General features: G+C 34.7%; 18 protein-coding genes. 13 read left to right on the top strand and 5 right to left on the bottom strand.

From position 1 onward, the window contains the following. Positions 1 to 64: 64 nt before the first annotated feature. Both WG932_RS09695 and WG932_RS09690 read right to left on the bottom strand, forming a co-directional pair. The gene (locus tag WG932_RS09695) at positions 65 to 1252 is read right to left on the bottom strand and encodes an FAD-dependent oxidoreductase (RefSeq protein ID WP_483087778.1); all 1188 of its coding nucleotides are present in this window, start codon (positions 1250 to 1252) and stop codon (positions 65 to 67) included. Between the two features lie 16 nt (positions 1253 to 1268). Next, the gene (locus WG932_RS09690) at positions 1269 to 1904 is read right to left on the bottom strand and encodes an FAD-dependent oxidoreductase (RefSeq protein ID WP_483087777.1); all 636 of its coding nucleotides are present in this window, start codon (positions 1902 to 1904) and stop codon (positions 1269 to 1271) included. A 346-nt stretch (positions 1905 to 2250) separates the two neighbouring features. On the opposite strand from WG932_RS09690, the gene WG932_RS09685 reads away from it, so the two are divergent. From WG932_RS09685 to WG932_RS09630, 12 genes are all read left to right on the top strand, one after another. Continuing rightward, a complete protein-coding gene (locus WG932_RS09685) occupies positions 2251 to 3531 on the top strand; it encodes a PQQ-dependent sugar dehydrogenase (RefSeq protein ID WP_149394561.1) in 1281 nt (426 codons plus the stop codon). Positions 3532 to 3656: 125 nt separating this feature from the next. Beyond that, entirely contained in the window at positions 3657 to 3812 is a 156-nt protein-coding gene (locus WG932_RS09680; RefSeq protein ID WP_014022972.1) for a DUF1328 domain-containing protein, read from the top strand. A 273-nt stretch (positions 3813 to 4085) separates the two neighbouring features. Beyond that, positions 4086 to 4268, top strand: a complete 183-nt coding sequence (locus tag WG932_RS09675; protein ID WP_014022971.1) for a hypothetical protein — start codon at positions 4086 to 4088, stop codon at positions 4266 to 4268. Between the two features lie 828 nt (positions 4269 to 5096). Continuing rightward, entirely contained in the window at positions 5097 to 5504 is a 408-nt protein-coding gene (locus WG932_RS09670) for a helix-turn-helix domain-containing protein (protein ID WP_483087776.1), read from the top strand. Beyond that, positions 5494 to 5940, top strand: a complete 447-nt coding sequence (locus tag WG932_RS09665) for a response regulator (protein ID WP_014022969.1) — start codon at positions 5494 to 5496, stop codon at positions 5938 to 5940. The genes WG932_RS09670 and WG932_RS09665 overlap by 11 nt, the downstream gene beginning before the upstream one ends. A gap of 429 nt (positions 5941 to 6369) precedes the next feature. Beyond that, complete coding sequence (locus WG932_RS09660) at positions 6370 to 7398, top strand: helix-turn-helix domain-containing protein (RefSeq protein WP_149394560.1); 1029 nt, start codon at positions 6370 to 6372, stop codon at positions 7396 to 7398. A 169-nt stretch (positions 7399 to 7567) separates the two neighbouring features. Then, positions 7568 to 8071, top strand: a complete 504-nt coding sequence (locus WG932_RS09655; RefSeq protein ID WP_149394559.1) for a pyridoxamine 5'-phosphate oxidase family protein — start codon at positions 7568 to 7570, stop codon at positions 8069 to 8071. Between the two features lie 378 nt (positions 8072 to 8449). Next, a complete protein-coding gene (locus WG932_RS09650) occupies positions 8450 to 8833 on the top strand; it encodes a response regulator (RefSeq protein ID WP_483087775.1) in 384 nt (127 codons plus the stop codon). Positions 8834 to 8959: 126 nt separating this feature from the next. Continuing rightward, positions 8960 to 9934 (top strand): hypothetical protein, encoded by a 975-nt coding sequence (locus WG932_RS09645; RefSeq protein WP_483087774.1) that lies wholly within the window; start codon positions 8960 to 8962, stop codon positions 9932 to 9934. Positions 9935 to 10067: 133 nt separating this feature from the next. Beyond that, on the top strand, positions 10068 to 11198 hold the full coding sequence (locus WG932_RS09640) for a sensor histidine kinase (RefSeq protein WP_483087773.1): 1131 nt from the start codon (positions 10068 to 10070) through the stop codon (positions 11196 to 11198). Then, a complete protein-coding gene (locus tag WG932_RS09635) occupies positions 11195 to 11491 on the top strand; it encodes a sensor histidine kinase (protein WP_483087772.1) in 297 nt (98 codons plus the stop codon). The genes WG932_RS09640 and WG932_RS09635 overlap by 4 nt, the downstream gene beginning before the upstream one ends. A gap of 534 nt (positions 11492 to 12025) precedes the next feature. Continuing rightward, the gene (locus WG932_RS09630) at positions 12026 to 12484 is read left to right on the top strand and encodes a ferritin-like domain-containing protein (RefSeq protein ID WP_014022963.1); all 459 of its coding nucleotides are present in this window, start codon (positions 12026 to 12028) and stop codon (positions 12482 to 12484) included. 58 nt (positions 12485 to 12542) lie between these two features. Here the strand turns inward: WG932_RS09630 and WG932_RS09625 are convergent, their stop codons facing one another. Both WG932_RS09625 and WG932_RS09620 read right to left on the bottom strand, forming a co-directional pair. Continuing rightward, positions 12543 to 13064, bottom strand: a complete 522-nt coding sequence (locus WG932_RS09625) for a DUF421 domain-containing protein (protein ID WP_483087771.1) — start codon at positions 13062 to 13064, stop codon at positions 12543 to 12545. A 359-nt stretch (positions 13065 to 13423) separates the two neighbouring features. Beyond that, positions 13424 to 13585 carry a DUF1328 domain-containing protein gene (locus tag WG932_RS09620; RefSeq protein WP_014022961.1) on the bottom strand — a complete coding sequence of 54 codons (162 nt, stop codon included), beginning with the start codon at positions 13583 to 13585 and terminating at the stop codon, positions 13424 to 13426. 220 nt (positions 13586 to 13805) lie between these two features. Here WG932_RS09620 and WG932_RS09615 point away from each other — a divergent pair, with 220 nt between their 5' ends. Further along, positions 13806 to 14681 (top strand): DUF808 domain-containing protein, encoded by an 876-nt coding sequence (locus WG932_RS09615; protein WP_014022960.1) that lies wholly within the window; start codon positions 13806 to 13808, stop codon positions 14679 to 14681. Between the two features lie 22 nt (positions 14682 to 14703). Here the strand turns inward: WG932_RS09615 and WG932_RS09610 are convergent, their stop codons facing one another. After that, a complete protein-coding gene (locus tag WG932_RS09610) occupies positions 14704 to 15681 on the bottom strand; it encodes a DNA topoisomerase IB (protein WP_483087770.1) in 978 nt (325 codons plus the stop codon). Positions 15682 to 16073: the final 392 nt, after the last annotated feature.

Genomic DNA, 16073 nt, shown 5'->3' with positions numbered 1-16073 from the left:
ATTTAAGTGGTGAATATGGTAGGTACATTCAATACCTTCTGAGTCATTTAAATGAATATTTAATTTATTCATAAGCCCTAATTTCAAAGATTCGTGCATGATCTATTCCCTGAGTAGCCAAAACTGTGATCTTAACTGTGTCAATAGGTTGCCCTTGAAGCTTATGCTTACATAGTCTTTGATAGTTGTTTTCCTTGGACAAGGTTTCTTTCTTTTGACCATTTAAATAAGTATCGATAATATAGTCTTTGACAGTTTCAGGTTGAGGATTTCCCCAGTGCATTTTCTGTGTATACTCATCTGCCAAACTGAAGGTTAGTATCCTGTGCGCTCCCGTGTCAAAAACTATCTGAATTGAACGTATGTTTTTTGATTTGGGCCAAGATAATTCAATGGTTACCGGCATACCGTCTTCAGGCTTACTCATCCATCGATGGGAGCCCGGTTGGGCAATTTCAGGCCGTACTCCTCGATGCCCGTGAACACTTCGAGTCTGGCCACTAATTATGTTGATAGCTTTCCCAATTTCTTGTTCGGAGTTGGTCTTGATCTGTGCAACTCTTGCCAAATCGTTTTTATCCTTATTTACCAAACCGGGAATAAAAACATCATCTTTTAAAAGTTGCTGTTGAATGCTAGAAAGAAGGTTTTTGTTGGAGAAAATGCTACCAGGAGCTATTTTACTTTTTACTGCCATAGCAGCTGCCGTTCCTACAGCTTGTCCAACAACAGCACAAGTGGCCATGACTCTGGTAGAGGCAAAAGCTACATGACTTGCAGAAATATTTCTTCCTGCAAACATAAGGTTTTCAACCTTTTTACTAATTGTAGTGCGTAAGGGGATTTGGTATAAATTAGGAACATCATGGTGTATACAAGGGGATTTATCGATCGCATCAACTCCTTCGGGCGGATGGATATCGATATGCCAACCACCATAAGCTATGGCATCTTCAAAAGTTTTGGCCTCTTGGACATCATTTTGGTTTAGGGTATATTGCCCCATAAACCTACGACTCTCCCTTTTTCCCGGAAGAAAGCCGCACCACTCTAAAGCCCAATTATCGGCGCCATGATCACCTCCATTTTTCACATGATCCCAAACTCCGAGTAAAATAGCCAATAATTCGTCTCTGATGAGTTCATTGTCTTTGATCGTATCCAATGTACCTCCCCATTCTAACCACCAATAGCCGTATTCCAATCCCAGGTCCATGTCCATGGCAGGAGTAGCGTGGGGTCTAAGTGCCAAGTCTTCCTCCTTGACTTTACGAGCCCAAGAGGGGGAGTAAAGGGCATGGGTTTATCATGTTTTTTGCTTGAAACATAAGGGAGGATCCTAACCTTAAATTGTCACTTTTGTCTTGGGCCAGGCTCTCATCAAAGCTGGATTTGGCTTCTCTCCCTTCATAGTAAGGTGCCCCTGCAGAGGCTCCTATTGTTCCATCACCTGTGCAGTCAATAAATATTTCAGCTTCTATCTCAAATTCATCTTCAGTAGATTCTCTTCTGGCGAATGCTTTTTTAATTGTATTTCTTTCTACCACTGTGGCAAAAACTCGGGTGTTGAGCATTAATTCAATATTTGGCTCACTTCTGCATTTATCATAAAGAACCAAGTCGAATACTGCCGGAGATCGCTGGGGGTTATTTACAGCTGCTTCAAGCCTAATTTCTTCAATTATCCCTGATTCTCTGGCTTCTACAGTTAAGCGTTCTCCTCTTTTTCCACTACAGTCCGCTCCCACAATGTGCATTCGAACTTCACTTGAGGCATTTCCTCCCAAAACGGGTCTGTCTTGACATAAGATAACTTTTGAGCCATTTCTGGCAGCTGCAAGGGCAGCAGGTAAACCTCCCGGACCTCCTCCGGCTATCAAAATATCACATTTAAGTTTTTTCATGAATTTTGCTTGAATCAAATTTTATTTCCAATTTTATTCATTTCCTAGGAACCTTAAAATTACATTAATTATTTCCTATTTTTTTATTTTGAATTTGAAATGCTCAACTAATTCTTCTATTGAGTAACTGATCAAATTTTTTTAACATTTTTTAATTGTGGTATAGGATTTGTGTCATTAGGATAATAGCATTTTATATTTTATCGATAAATATTTCTAATTGTCGAACGTTAAGGCTTATTCAATATCCTTTTGAGGATGGCGCCTAATTTATTCATTAGGTGATAATCCGATCTCATAATCAAAGTTAACTAGTATATCAGATTCTTAATAAAAACCGATTAAAATGAAAAATATATTATTAGTTATTTTAATAGTTTCCGGTCTTGGTCTTGGGTGTAAGGAAAAGATGGTGACAGAATCAGAGAAGGAAGACTTTGCTAATCAAGATAGTGTGACAGTGGAAACTGCTGTAGGAGAGCTTACTTTACCTGCTCCTTATAGCTCAACTTCTGTTACCAACCGTAGCGAAATTGTAGAATGGCCTGAAGGAGAAGGTCCAAAAGCTCCTGAAGGATTCATTGTGAGTAGATTTGCAGAAGATTTGGATCATCCAAGATGGACTTATGTCGCACCAAATAAAGATATATTTGTAGCTGAATCCAATACTAAAAACAGTGCTGATCAAATAAGATTATTGCGTGATACCAATAATGATGGCAATGTGGACGAACAGCATGTTTTTATGGAAAACTTGAATCAGAATTTTGGCATGTTGGTATTGGGTGAGTATTTCTATGTTGCCAATACAGATGGCCTATATCGATATCCTTATAAGGAAGGTGCCAACAAAATTGATGCAGAAGGAGAAAAGATTTTGGATTTATCCGCTAGTGGTTATAACAATCATTGGACGAGGAATATAATCGCTAGTGAGGATAAAAGTAAGATTTATGTTTCCGTAGGATCGGCTAGTAATGTAGGCGAACAAGGAATGGAAAAAGAACATAGAAGGGCCAATATAATAGAAATTAACCCGGATGGATCAGGAGAAATAATCTATGCTGATGGACTTAGAAATCCAGTTGGAATGGATTTTAATCCTGTTACAGGAGAACTTTGGACAGCCGTAAATGAACGGGACAAGTTGGGAAATGATCTAGTTCCTGATTATGTGACAAGTGTTAAAAAAGGTGGTTGGTACGGTTGGCCTTATAGTTACTATGGGCAAATTAAAGATCCAAGATGGCAAGATGACCCACATGAGGATATGGTAGCAAAGGCAATAATACCGGATGTGCCTGTGGGGAGCCATACGGCATCTTTAGGGCTTACCTTTTACACTTCCAATGCCTTTCCAGATTCCTTTAATAATGGTGCCTTTGTAGGGCAGCATGGATCTTGGAACAGAGAGGAATTGGCCGGATACAAAGTTATTTTTATCCCATTTGAAAATGGAAACCCTAAGAAGCCCATTGATTTTCTTACCGGATTTATTGCCAACGATGATGGTACTGAAGTTTATGGAAGGCCTGTATGTGTTGCGGTTGCCCCAGATGGTTCACTACTAGTCAATGATGACGATGGGGGTGTTATTTGGAAGGTCGCTTACCAAGGTGGTAATTAATAGAGACCGATTGAAGTAAGAATAGGATCTATAGAGCTCATTTAGTAAGACCAAGTTTATTAAATTTAACATTAACAATCATCTCATTTTCAATCTATTTCAAATACTCTAAACATTAAAAAATTATGTTACGCTGGACAATTATTTTCGTTATTATAGCTGTAATTGCTGCTATTTTTGGATTTGGTGGAATTGCCGAAGGGGCAGCATCTATAGCCAAGGTGATATTCTTTATTTTTGTGGTTCTATTCTTGATTTCCTTGGTTTTTGGGCGTAAATAATTGCTAAGAGTATCTTTATACATTGCGGTAAAAACTGAAACTGGCCACTTGCATAATGCTAAGGCCTATAAAAAATGAAAGGTGTCCAATTCTAATGTATTGGTTATTATGCCCAAGTTTAGAATGGCTACCATCTTAATCTGTAATCCAATTTATTGTAGAAAACTTGGGACGCCACCAAAAGATTGAACAAACGAAAAAGTAATGAATACTATACCTAAAGTATAACCAACTTAAATTTAAATTTAAACTATAAACTAAAATTTAAAAACTATGAAACGTTACATTAATATCTTTCTATTAGCTCTTATGACTACTTCATTCCTTTCCTTGTCCAGTTGCAGGGATAAAAAAGATAGTGCAGGTGAAAAAATTGAAGAAGCGGCTGATGATGCTGGAGATGCAATAAAAGAAGGTGCTGAAGAAGTAGAAGATGAAATAGATGATGCTACCTAATTAAAATTGAATCAAATCAGTAGTGATTTTTTAAAAAGAGCGAATTTTCAAATTTGAAAATTCGCTCTTTTTAATTGATGGTATGTTGAAGCAGTATGAACACATTTTACAAGTCTTATGGAATAAAATTCATAGTGAGTGACGTATTCGGACAACTAAATCTGATGGATTTTTACATAGCATTGCTATGGTGAAGTTTTAGCAGCTCATAAGCTCCAAATTTTGAATTGACTTCAGTACCTTATTGAATGTTTATTACTTTAATGCCAAGAATCATTTTTTAATCAAAAATTGATTTGTTAGGAAATGGAATAATCCTTTTTCAAAGGGAAAAATAAATCGATGGATCACTCTTTATTTAAAGATTTTAAGATACAGCTTTTTCGAATTATTTGGTTTCCAGATTTAATTTCAATTTCTAAAAAGGTTTCAATTTTTTATCCTACAATCGGGATATTAAGGAATTGTAGAAATCGTTCCAATTAATTGAAAATGAATACTAACCGAAATTTTAAGACAAAATGGTGTTTATAAATTTAATTAAATACTTTAATTTTAGTAAATTAATGTAATATATCTATTGATTTTGTGCTTATCTTGCTTAAGATTCCGAAAATAAACTGTAATTGAACGCTATTTTAAAGGTTTAATGAAAATTTATTTAAAATATAATTTCAAGGTAGTTTGCGAAACCTTGGTGCGTGAGCAATTCGAGAAATTTAATATTCCATGCTCTAGCATTAATATGGGTGAAGTTGAAATTTTGGATGCCATGGCTGAAGAAAAAAGATTGCACTAATCGAATCACTTAATCGGTATGGTATCACAGTGCTGAATGACCAGAAAGAAACCCTTGTTGATCGAATTAAGAATACAATCGATGAAATGTTAAGTGATGAAAGTGTAAGACATTTAAAGGTATCCAGCTATTTGGCGGACAAACTAGGCTATACCTATTCTTATTTGTCTGCTGTATTTTCTGAAAACACATATTCCTCAATCGAAAATTATTTGATTTTAAGGAAGGTAGACCTTGTAAAAGAATTGTTACAAGAAGGCAATTTGAACTTAACTGAAATTGCTTACCGATTAAATTATAGTAGTGTTTCTCACCTCTCAGGCCAATTTAAGAAAACGACTGGTCTTACTCCTAGCAGTTTTCAACGGATTATGAAACGTAAAATGAGCATGAAGCCTTTAAATGGTCAAACAATAAACTTGGTTAATGAACAATAATTTTCTAAAAGTCTTGCTTGCAGATGATGATGAAGATGATAGGTTTTTGTTTGGCGAGGCCATCAAACAACTTTCCATCAAGACAAAGCTTTCACTTTTCAGGGATGGACAAGAGTTAATGGATTACCTCTTTTTAAATGAAATTGAAAGACCTAATTTATTGTTTCTCGATCTAAATATGCCCGTAAAAAATGGAATGCAATGTTTGAGAGAAATTCGTCAAAATTTAGCATTCAATGATCTGGCAATTGCCATCTATTCAACCTCCTCCACGGAGCAGGATATTGAAGATACTTTTATTTATGGAGCTAATATTTACATCAATAAACCTAGTAGCTTTGCAAAGCTTAAGGAAGTAATTGAAAAGGTGCTACAGATAAATTGGCAATATCATACCTCAAATATGAACCGTAATACTTTTTTGTTTCGTTTCTAAACATGCCCTTGTTTAAGGGCTTGAATGATGATTACTCTATTTCTGTTGTAACCTATTCCTGTTTCATTGTATGCGCCTCACTACAGCATGGATTTTTTAAAAGGCGTTTAAAATGTGAATTTTTTATTCTCCTTTTTATTAAGCCTATAATTCAAATCAAAGAATTGATTTTCACGAGATTAGGATTTTACAAAAATATATTAGTAAAAGGTAGTAAACATAAAATCTTGCAATCTTAACCCAAAGTTTTATAACAAAATTTCTTTTGAGTTGTTGATCTTTGTTAGACAACCAATTTAGAAGATTAACAACTCATGAATGGTTGGAATAGGCTGAAATCAATTTTGTATTGATTTGCTTTGATGGCAAGTGGGCTCCACTTGTATAGTTTAGTATTCAGGTATTTATTGTTTAACTCTAATAAATTTTATGACAACCATTTCACTTACATCTACCGCTATTAAGAATATTTTCGACGAGCTGCACCAGAGTATGAATGGAGACCTAAGTGTGAAGGTAAAAGAACATATTTTGGATATTGACAATGAAGTTGGTCGAGGTAAGATTAGAGGTGTTACTTTTAAAAGTGGCATATCCTTACTTGAATTTGATGTTAAATTTATTCAAGACCTGACTTTATGCGTGGGGTCTTCAGAACATCCACCTATTTGCTTTGCCTATTGTCTAAGGGGTAAAGTTACCCATAGGTTTAGGAGTCAATCAGGGAAAAAAGTGCTTGAAAATTTTCAAACAAGCATCCTTACCAATAAAGCAAATGAAGAAAATATTCTGGAATTTGCTAGTGGGGAGCACATTAAGATTTCATTGATTGTAGTCAGTACAGATTTTAATCCTATCAATACTAAAAAACACAGTTTGAATTATAGAATTCAGAAATCTTTCTTAAAAGGAAAGGCTTCCCAAAATTCGATTTATATAGGTTCATATAATTTGAAAATTGCTGATAAAATTCAACAACTTGAAGCCATTCAAGAACGTGGTATTGTTAGAAGTTTAATGATTGAAGGTTTGGTTCATATGATCTTAGCCTATGAAATTCAGCAACATGCAGATGATTTAAAGAGAGACGCTCTAAACAATGGGAACCTTACTTTAAAAGAAATGCATGCGGTTCGGGAAATTTCTAAAACTATTCTGAATTGCCCGGAAAAACCTCATTGCATTGCTGAATTGAGTCGCCAAGCTGGGTTGTCTCCGGGGAAACTGCAAGAAGGGTTCAAACGAATGCATGGTACCACTGTTAGTGATTATATTAGGTCAGTGAGGGTTGAAAAAGGTGAAGAGTTGATAAAAACTTCAGACATGAATATTTCTCAGGTGGTATACAGTGTTGGATTTTCCAGTAGAAGTTACTTTTCCAAGATTTTTAGGCAAAAGTACAACTGTAGCCCCAAAGAATACAAAGAAAAGCAACAATCGATGGCTTTATCCGCTTAAGGATCTTAAATATTTTAAACCAACTATTATACGGGAAGATTCCCAAGGATTGGCCATCTAGGTATTAAATAGATGGCTTCTCCTTTTTATTCTTCTAAAATTGATGTCAGTTAGGTTCTAAAAAAATACATGTATTCAGGAATTTTTCACAACAATAAATTAGATAGTTATGAGTGGAGATAAATTATTTAATGAAAAAACTATTGCAGAATTAAAAGAATTGGCTGAAAGTATACGGTTTGCAATCATGGGGACCAAGCTAAAATCTCTTCCTCCTCATTTTATACCAATGACTACCAAGGAGGTGGATGAAAATGGAAGTATATGGTTTTTGAGCAGTGAAAAAAGTACCCACAACCAAAATATTATAGAAGACAATAACTTACAATTGATCTATTCAAACCCCGAGGATATGAAATTCCTAACGGTTTATGGTCAAGCTATAATTTATAAAGGGAGTGTGATTCTGGAAAGGTTTTATGACAGCAAGGTTGATGGTATCTGGTTCAATGGTATAGGTGATCCCGATTTGACCGCAATAAAGGTTGTTCCTACTGAGGTACATTACTGGGATAAAACCAAAGGGGAGTTGATTAATTTATTAAAAGTGGGTAAGGAGTCAATTGCTGCAATTCAACCGGAACCAACATTTAAGGAAAATTTTAATCCCTAAAGCAATACATAAGACAAGAGAATTAAATTCGTCTTTTTTTAGGGATTTAGTTTTAGGGCATTTAAAGGTTATTAGTTGATAAAAAAACAGGTTTGAAAACTCTATAATTAATGTAAGTGAATGTCTCACTTCTTTGAGATTTTTATTAGCCCAAAAGGAATTGTTTTCGCATCCTTTCATTACTTTACCTAATGGTCATAGTGTTTTGGTCTCATTTTTGATTTTGTTTCTTGGTAAGCTTAATGGTTTACAACTACCTATTGGTGATATCCGGCTTCTTGGGTGTTAATTGATAAAAGAAACAATAAGAAAAATGAGATATTTAAAGAATAACTTACTTGTATTAACAGATGATGACCCTGATGATTGTGAGTTTTTTTGGACACCATTGAGACGATAAATATAGATATTCCTATACAGGTGTTTAATGGAGGGGATCAGCTTATGGAATATCTGACAAATATAAATTCAAAGTTACCGGACATAATATTCTTAGATCTCAATATGCCTGTTAAAAACGGATTTGAATGTTTGAAAGAAATTCGCTCCAATGAAAGGTTAAAGAAGATTTGCACCATTATTTTCTCTACTTCTTATAATAATTCGGACATTGAACTTTCCTATAAACTTGGAGCCAATGCCTATATCCAGAAACCTTTCAATAGGGAAGAGATGCAAAATATACTCAAGAATACCTTGGATACAGACTGGAATGATCCATGTTCTGCACTCGATAAGCATAATTTCGTCTTGCATGCTTAAAAACTTAAAGGAACGTTTTCTTTTCATCCTATACAAAACTTGGCATTTATTGATTTATTTGTCAGAAAGCTTTGATTTTAATAAGGATAACAGGAATTTGGAACTTTTTATAATGTTAGATGATATATGAATAAGGACGAAATAAATATGCCTAAAGGGCCTAAATTTCTTCAGAATGGAGGCGAAATGGGTAAGATTATTGAGGCATATGATTGGTCTAAACATCCTTTAGGAATGCTAGAAAATTGGCCATTATCTCTAAAAATGGCTATCAGTAATATGTTGAAAACAGCATTCCCTAAATTTATTCTTTGGGGTAAAGAATTTTATTGTTTCTACAATGATGCCTATAGACCAAGTCTTGGGAACAAAGGTAAACACCCAGCTATTTTAGGTGAAAAATTTGAATTTGCTTTTCCTGAATTAACTGATACCCTAAAAAAAGAAGCTGAAAATGTTTGGACCACAGGAGAAGCAACTTGGCACGAAAACCAACTAGTATCCATTTTCCGAAATGGAAGAATGGAAGAAGTTTACTGGACATTTAGTTATAGTGTGTTGATTGGTGAAGAAGGTGAAACGGTAGGGATTACTATTACTTGCATAGAAACCACAGAAGCAGTAAAAAACTTACAGTTGTTACAAGAGAGTGAAAATCAACTTGCCTTTGCTATTGATGCAGCAGAACTAGGGACTTGGGATTACGATCCACTTAGTAATTCCTTTACCGGAAACGATAGGTTAATGGATTGGATGGGGTTCCCCAAAGGAATGAATATTTCCATGGAACAAGCAATGGATACCATAGTTTCGGAAGATGTTTACAGAGTAACTTCCTCCATAAAGAAATCTCTGTCAGGACGAGTAGAAGGTAGATTTAAAGAGAGATTTGGAATAAAAAATAAAAGTACCAATAAAGTAAGGATTGTTCAGGCCCAAGGGAAAGTAAGGTCCAAAAATCCGAAATCACCTTACCGAATTACGGGTACATTACAAGATGTTTCTGAACAAGTCAGCTACGAAAGAAAGTTATTATTTGCCAATGAGAAAATAAAAAAGAAGAGCAAAATTTCCGAAACATTGTATACAAGGCACCTGTAGGGATAGCCATTTTTAAGGGCAGGGAATTGCTTGCAAAAATGGCTAATAATTCCCTTTTAAATTTTTTTAAAAAGAATCTGAGGAATTTATAGGTAAAAGGCTATTTGAAACTATTCCTGAAATAAAAGAGACTTTGGAGAACTTATATATGGAGGTTTTCCATAAAAAGGAATCTGTAAGAGGGACCGAATACCAAATAAGCTTACCCTACAACGGGAAATTGAAAAGCACTTATTTTAATTTTATTATTCATCCGATTCACCTATTGGAAGGAGAGGTCGAGGAGGTCATGATGGTAGTCAATGAGGTTACTGATATTGTCGAGTCCAAAAAAGAATTGGCAGAAAATGAAAGACAATTTAGAAATCACATGCAGCATTCTCCTGTGGCCATGGCTATTTTAAGAGGTGAAGATTTTAAAATAGAATTGGCCAATAATAGAATGTTAAACCATTTATGGGGTAAAACCAGAGAAGAAGTTATAGGAAAGCCTCTATTGGCTGTTTTTCCTGAACTGTTAAATCAAAAATACCCTGAGGAACTGTTAAAGGTAATGAAAACAGGAGTGGCAATTAAAGATAAGGCCTCCAAGGTTATTATTTTTAATAATGGCATTAATAAAGAGTTTTATTTGGATTATCACTATATCCCATTATCTGATATAGATGCCACCATATCGGGAGTAATTGTAACTGCGACAGATGTAACCGACCAAGTATTGTATAGCAAACGTTTGGAAGGCTTTACCAAGGAACTTGAAAGTCAGGTGACTTTAAGGACAAACCTCTTGCTTGAAGCTAACGAAAAACTGAAAGATTCAGTTGCCAAATTGAAACATGCCAACGAGGAGCTTCAATCATTCGCATATGTATCAAGCCATGACCTTCAGGAACCTTTGAGAAAGATTCAGATGTACAGTTCCTTAATTTTGGAAAAGGAGTATGGTAATTTCAGCTCCAAAGGCAAAGGGTATTTTGAAAAGATAACCTTTGCAGCCGGAAGGATGAGGACCTTAATAGACGATTTACTTTCGTTTTCTCGGTCCACTGATGATGTTTCTAAATATGAAATGGTTGATTTTAATGAAGTGGTTGATCAGGTATTAGAAGATATGGCTCCAATGATCGAAGAATCTGAGGCCAAAATAATTGTAAAAAATCTACCGATGGCTGAAGCTATATTTTTCCAAATGCGCCAGGTGTTTTCCAATTTGATCAGCAATGCGATCAAATTTTCAAAAAAGATTGCAGACCGGAAATATTGATTTCAGCTTCTGAAGTTCCAGAAAGCCGGGTTCAACTTATGAATCTAAATCATAACAAAAAATATTTTGAATTTTTAATCAGAGATAATGGTATTGGATTTCCTATTGGAATGGAAAACAAAATTTTTGAAGTATTTCAAAGACTGCATGCCAAGCATGAATATGAGGGTACGGGAATAGGCTTAGCAATAGTAAAAAAAGTAATCAATAATCATTGCGGGCTGGTGAATGCAGAAAGCAAAGAAGGAGAAGGTGCAACTATTAAGATAATTTTTCCATCTCAGCATAGTTAAAGTATAAAAAATGAATTAGGTTTTATTCACCATAAAAAAATCAACCTTTAATAATCATTGATTATAGTTTTAACCCTGATTATGCTATAGAATATGTGATGAGGGTTTTAATCGAATAAAAAAAGCTTTTTACAGATTTTAGCCTTACAGGGCTATGGTGAAATTGAAAACAGTAACAAAGTGACTGATTTTGAAGCGATTTCAGCCTGTTCTAGAGGGGCTATTGCATAATTGGGTTTAACGCAATAACCCAATTTAGGTAAGGGGATAGGCAATGGGGTTAATCTTAAGAAAACCAGTGTGTTGTAAGATGTTAGCCTAGCATTCCTACAGTTAAATTACAAACAATAAAGTAGTGGCTTATTGTGAAGTGGTTTGACCACCTAATAGAAGTATTATCGCATAATTCGATTTTTATAAAGACTCTAAAAGCCATTTAGGGTTAAAGTCCAAAAAATATTTATTCCAGTTAAGGTACGGTATAATTTTGGCTTAAATTAAAAGTGAAACTACAGAATATTTAATTTTAGGATCATGATGAATATAGAAGATAATAAACTTATCCAACAAATTGGAGAAATTTTAGAAAAGAACAAAGATGCGGAAAAAGGGTACAACACAGCTGCAGAAAATGCGGATGACCCTGAGCTCAAAGAGCTTTTCCTCAAAAGATCAAATGAGCGCAAAGACTTTAACATTCGATTAAAAAGAGAAGTTGATTCAAATTATGGCGAACTTTCAAAAGAGGGGACTTATAAGGAAGCACTGAGACGCACATGGATGGATGCAAAATCTTTTGTTGCCGGGAAAGATGATCTGTTTTTATTGGAAAATGTCATTCGTGGGGAAACTGCAGCGCTAGAAGAATATGAAGAATTAATGAAAGCTAAGCATTTACCCATAATGCTGAGTCAAATCATACAAAATCATTTGATCAAAATAAGAACCGATATTATCCAAATTAAATCAATGAAGCAGAAATTGGAGAAATAATGGTCCTTAAGAAAAAATTAATGTTTTAAGTAAAGGTTTAATAGCTAGAAGAAGCCATTTAGCTTCTTTTCACGTCTTTCATGAGCCAGACATCTAAATTTTGTTCACTACTGGAATGGAGAACAGAGATGTCCCCGGTTGTTTCGAATACTACAGCTTTAACTTGACTAAGCTGTATGACATTGGCCTCTCTTAATTTTGATCGGAGGTCGCTTTCAGATACCCGAGCTTTTCTTAAGTTTTGGTGAAGAATATTTTGACCATCCATTAGAAGGAGTGGGGTATTGTCTACCAAGGTCTCTACGAGTTTGTGTCTTCTTCCAATTGCAATAGATATTTGAAGAAAGTATACAGCAGCTAAACCCAAGACTCCTTCAATTAAATTTACTGAGGATGATAAAATAGTGGTAGCTATTATTGAACCTACAGCAACAGTCATTGCGAAATCAAAACTTGACATTTTGGAAAAGCTTCTTTTTCCGCTGATTCTGGTTAATAAAATTACTGATAAATAAATTCCTAAAGCAGAAACAAAAATAACTCCCACAGATTCCCAAGTGGTTTCGAATAAATTTTCCATATTTTTGGGCCAGGTTTTATTATTTATAAAATGAGAATAAATCCTAAGTAATTTAATTTCCCGTGAATTCTAAAATTCTTTTCATTTTAGGGTATTACTAAAGGTATTAATAAAGATTTTCATATGTATTGATTCCTAGGAAAAACATTAATAGGAAGCGGGGTATAGATCGATAATCTTTACTTAGAGAAATAGAAAACTGTAATTATGTGGTGCGGTTTCTGGTAACTTGGGTTATAAATGTTGTCTTGTCCAGCTTAATGAAAGGTTTAAACTTCATAGCGATACATGAGCTATAGACCAAAGTCTTTGATTTTGATGATTGCATTTACACTACAATTCCTTAGACTTATTCCCGGCTAAATTCTTTTAAAATTCAAGAAAATAGAGAAGATAACCATACCAAGAAAAATAAAACAGAATGCTTTTGCAACTTCTGATGCTCCTTCAGCTAGGCCACCAAAACCATACATTGCTGCCAAGATTGCTAAAAGTAGGAATATGATTGTCCACTTAACCATAATTTATTCGTTTGTTTTTATTTTTGAATAAAGTTAACCTGATAATCTTCTTTGAAAGTGCTCAAATGAATAATTAATTGCCTTTAATGATAGAAATTGATCTAGGCTTTATATTTTCGTCTCGAAATAAAATAGGGAGGAAAAATTTTGGCTTGATTATGGTTCTGTGGTACCACAATTATTTTAATTTTCTGTAACAATATATTTAAGACTGATATAAATGGCTTCAGGTTTTTTTGCATTATTGGATGACATCGCAACTTTAATGGACGATGTGGCCACCATGAGTAAAGTAGCTGCTAAAAAGACAGCTGGAATTTTAGGAGATGACCTTGCTGTTAATGCAGAAAAATCTTCCGGTTTCATTGCATCTAGGGAAATACCAGTACTTTGGGCGATCACAAAGGGTTCATTAAAAAATAAAATAATTATTCTCCCCGCAGCATTTTTGTTAAGTGCATTTTTACCTAAAATAATTACGATTGTCTTACTACTGGGAGGGCTTTATCTTGCCTATGAAGGAGCAGAAAAAGTTTATGAATTTTTGGCGGGTAAAAAACATCATGAAACAAAGGTTGTGCAAAAAAATCCTACCAAGGAGGAAGTATTGGCCAGTGAGAAAGGTAAAATAAAGTCAGCAATTTTTACTGATTTTATCCTTTCTGTGGAGATCGTAATCATTGCACTGGGTACGGTGATTCAGGAGGTAATATGGGTACAAATATTAGTTGTTTCATTTATCGCCATATTGGCAACTGCTGGTGTATATGGAATTGTGGCGGTCATTGTTAGAATGGATGATTTCGGTTTAAAATTGATCGCGTACAATGAGCAAGACAACAGCATTTCAGATTATATGGGTAGGTTTTTGGTGAATGCACTACCAATTGTAATCAAGGGGTTGTCAATAATTGGAACCATTGCCTTAATGTTAGTTGCGGGTGGTATATTCTCTCACAATATTGACTTTTTTCACCACCTATTGCCGGATTTTCCGGGCATACTAAAAGAGTTTTTAGTTGGTCTGGCAGTTGGTGCCGTAGTATTTATTGTGGTCTCGGCTGTCTTAAGTATTTGGAAAAAAATCAAAAGTTAAATTGGTCTTTCCAGCTATCGTATTACTTGCCATTAATAGAATCCTTTTCAATGATTTGTAAACCTAATTTCTCCTCCCTGCTAAGCGCATAGGGGCTTGCACTTTGTCTAAAAGGGTTGGGCTGTGGTAGGCTTTGGGAATCAATTTTTTCCATTATGGAAGGATGTATGTAATAATTTCTACATACGCTTGGTGTGTTACCGAGTTCTGAAGCCACCATATTTATCAGTATATTACTGAATTTTTTGCGTTTGTTTTTTTGTTTTTCTTCCAGTGCCACTGGGTAATACTCAATGGCAAGGCGGCAGGCAGCCCATGTGCGAAAATATTTACTTGAATATTCAGCACACATATTTTTAGCAAGGTATTCATTTACTTCATCGCTGTCAATTGACTGAAAATCACCATTTTCATCTTGGTATCTAAATATTTCATATCCGGGTAAATCTGCTGCCTCCTTTATCAACGAAATAAGCTGAGCATCATCAATCATTACGCTTCGATCTATATGACTTTTACCATTATAGTGGAATATGATGCCATCTCCATCGATTTTCATGTGCTTTCTTCGCATAGTGGTTAAACCAATGGTGTCATTATTCTCCTGGTAATACTTGTTTCCTATCCGGATGCCATAGCCATCGAGGATCAAAATCATAAGCCCCAACACCTTTTCTTTGGTCCACTCTTTTGTTTGGATAGCTTTGTAAGATTTTTTTCTGATAGTTGGTAGTGCTTTAGCAAAATTTATTAAACTGTTGAATTTCTCTAATTGACAATTTTGCTCGTAGATTGTATGATAAATGTACTGCTTACGGCCTTTTTTGTCCCTGCCGGTTGCTTGAATATGTCCTTCCTCAAAACGGCATATCTTGACATCAGTCCACATTGGAGGTATAACTAAGTTCTTTAAGCGCTTTAGCGTTGTCTTGTCTTTTATAGGTTTTCCTTCTTCATTTAGGTACCTAAAACCTCTGGCCCATTTTTTCTGTAAATGCAAAGGGCGGAGTCATCAATTTCTCTTATGGCTTTCATTATTTAGCTATACTTCCTAGTGACATTGAATTGAATCACTTCTTGAAAATAATAATAGGGTAATGATGATGTAACCGACTGGTAGGCTTTTTTGTTTGGAATAAGCCTTGCCGTTCTCTTATTCTTAATTTTTATAATGTGTTATGTATCTCATAATTCGGCTAGATAATATATTGGAAATAAGTATTATAAACGGCTGAATTTGCCAATTGTTAAGGTTGATTTTATTAAAAGATGTCAAGACATATTACCCTGATTTTTAGCTGCCCATAAAAGTCTTCTGTTATTAATTTAAGTTAAATTTCATTTATAAAAGCATAAAATTTAAAAGAGCTAATTATTATTTTTTTTGAGCTA

Source organism: Cyclobacterium sp. SOCE241, assembly GCF_056867545.1.
This window is presented reverse-complemented; position numbering and strand designations above follow the sequence as displayed.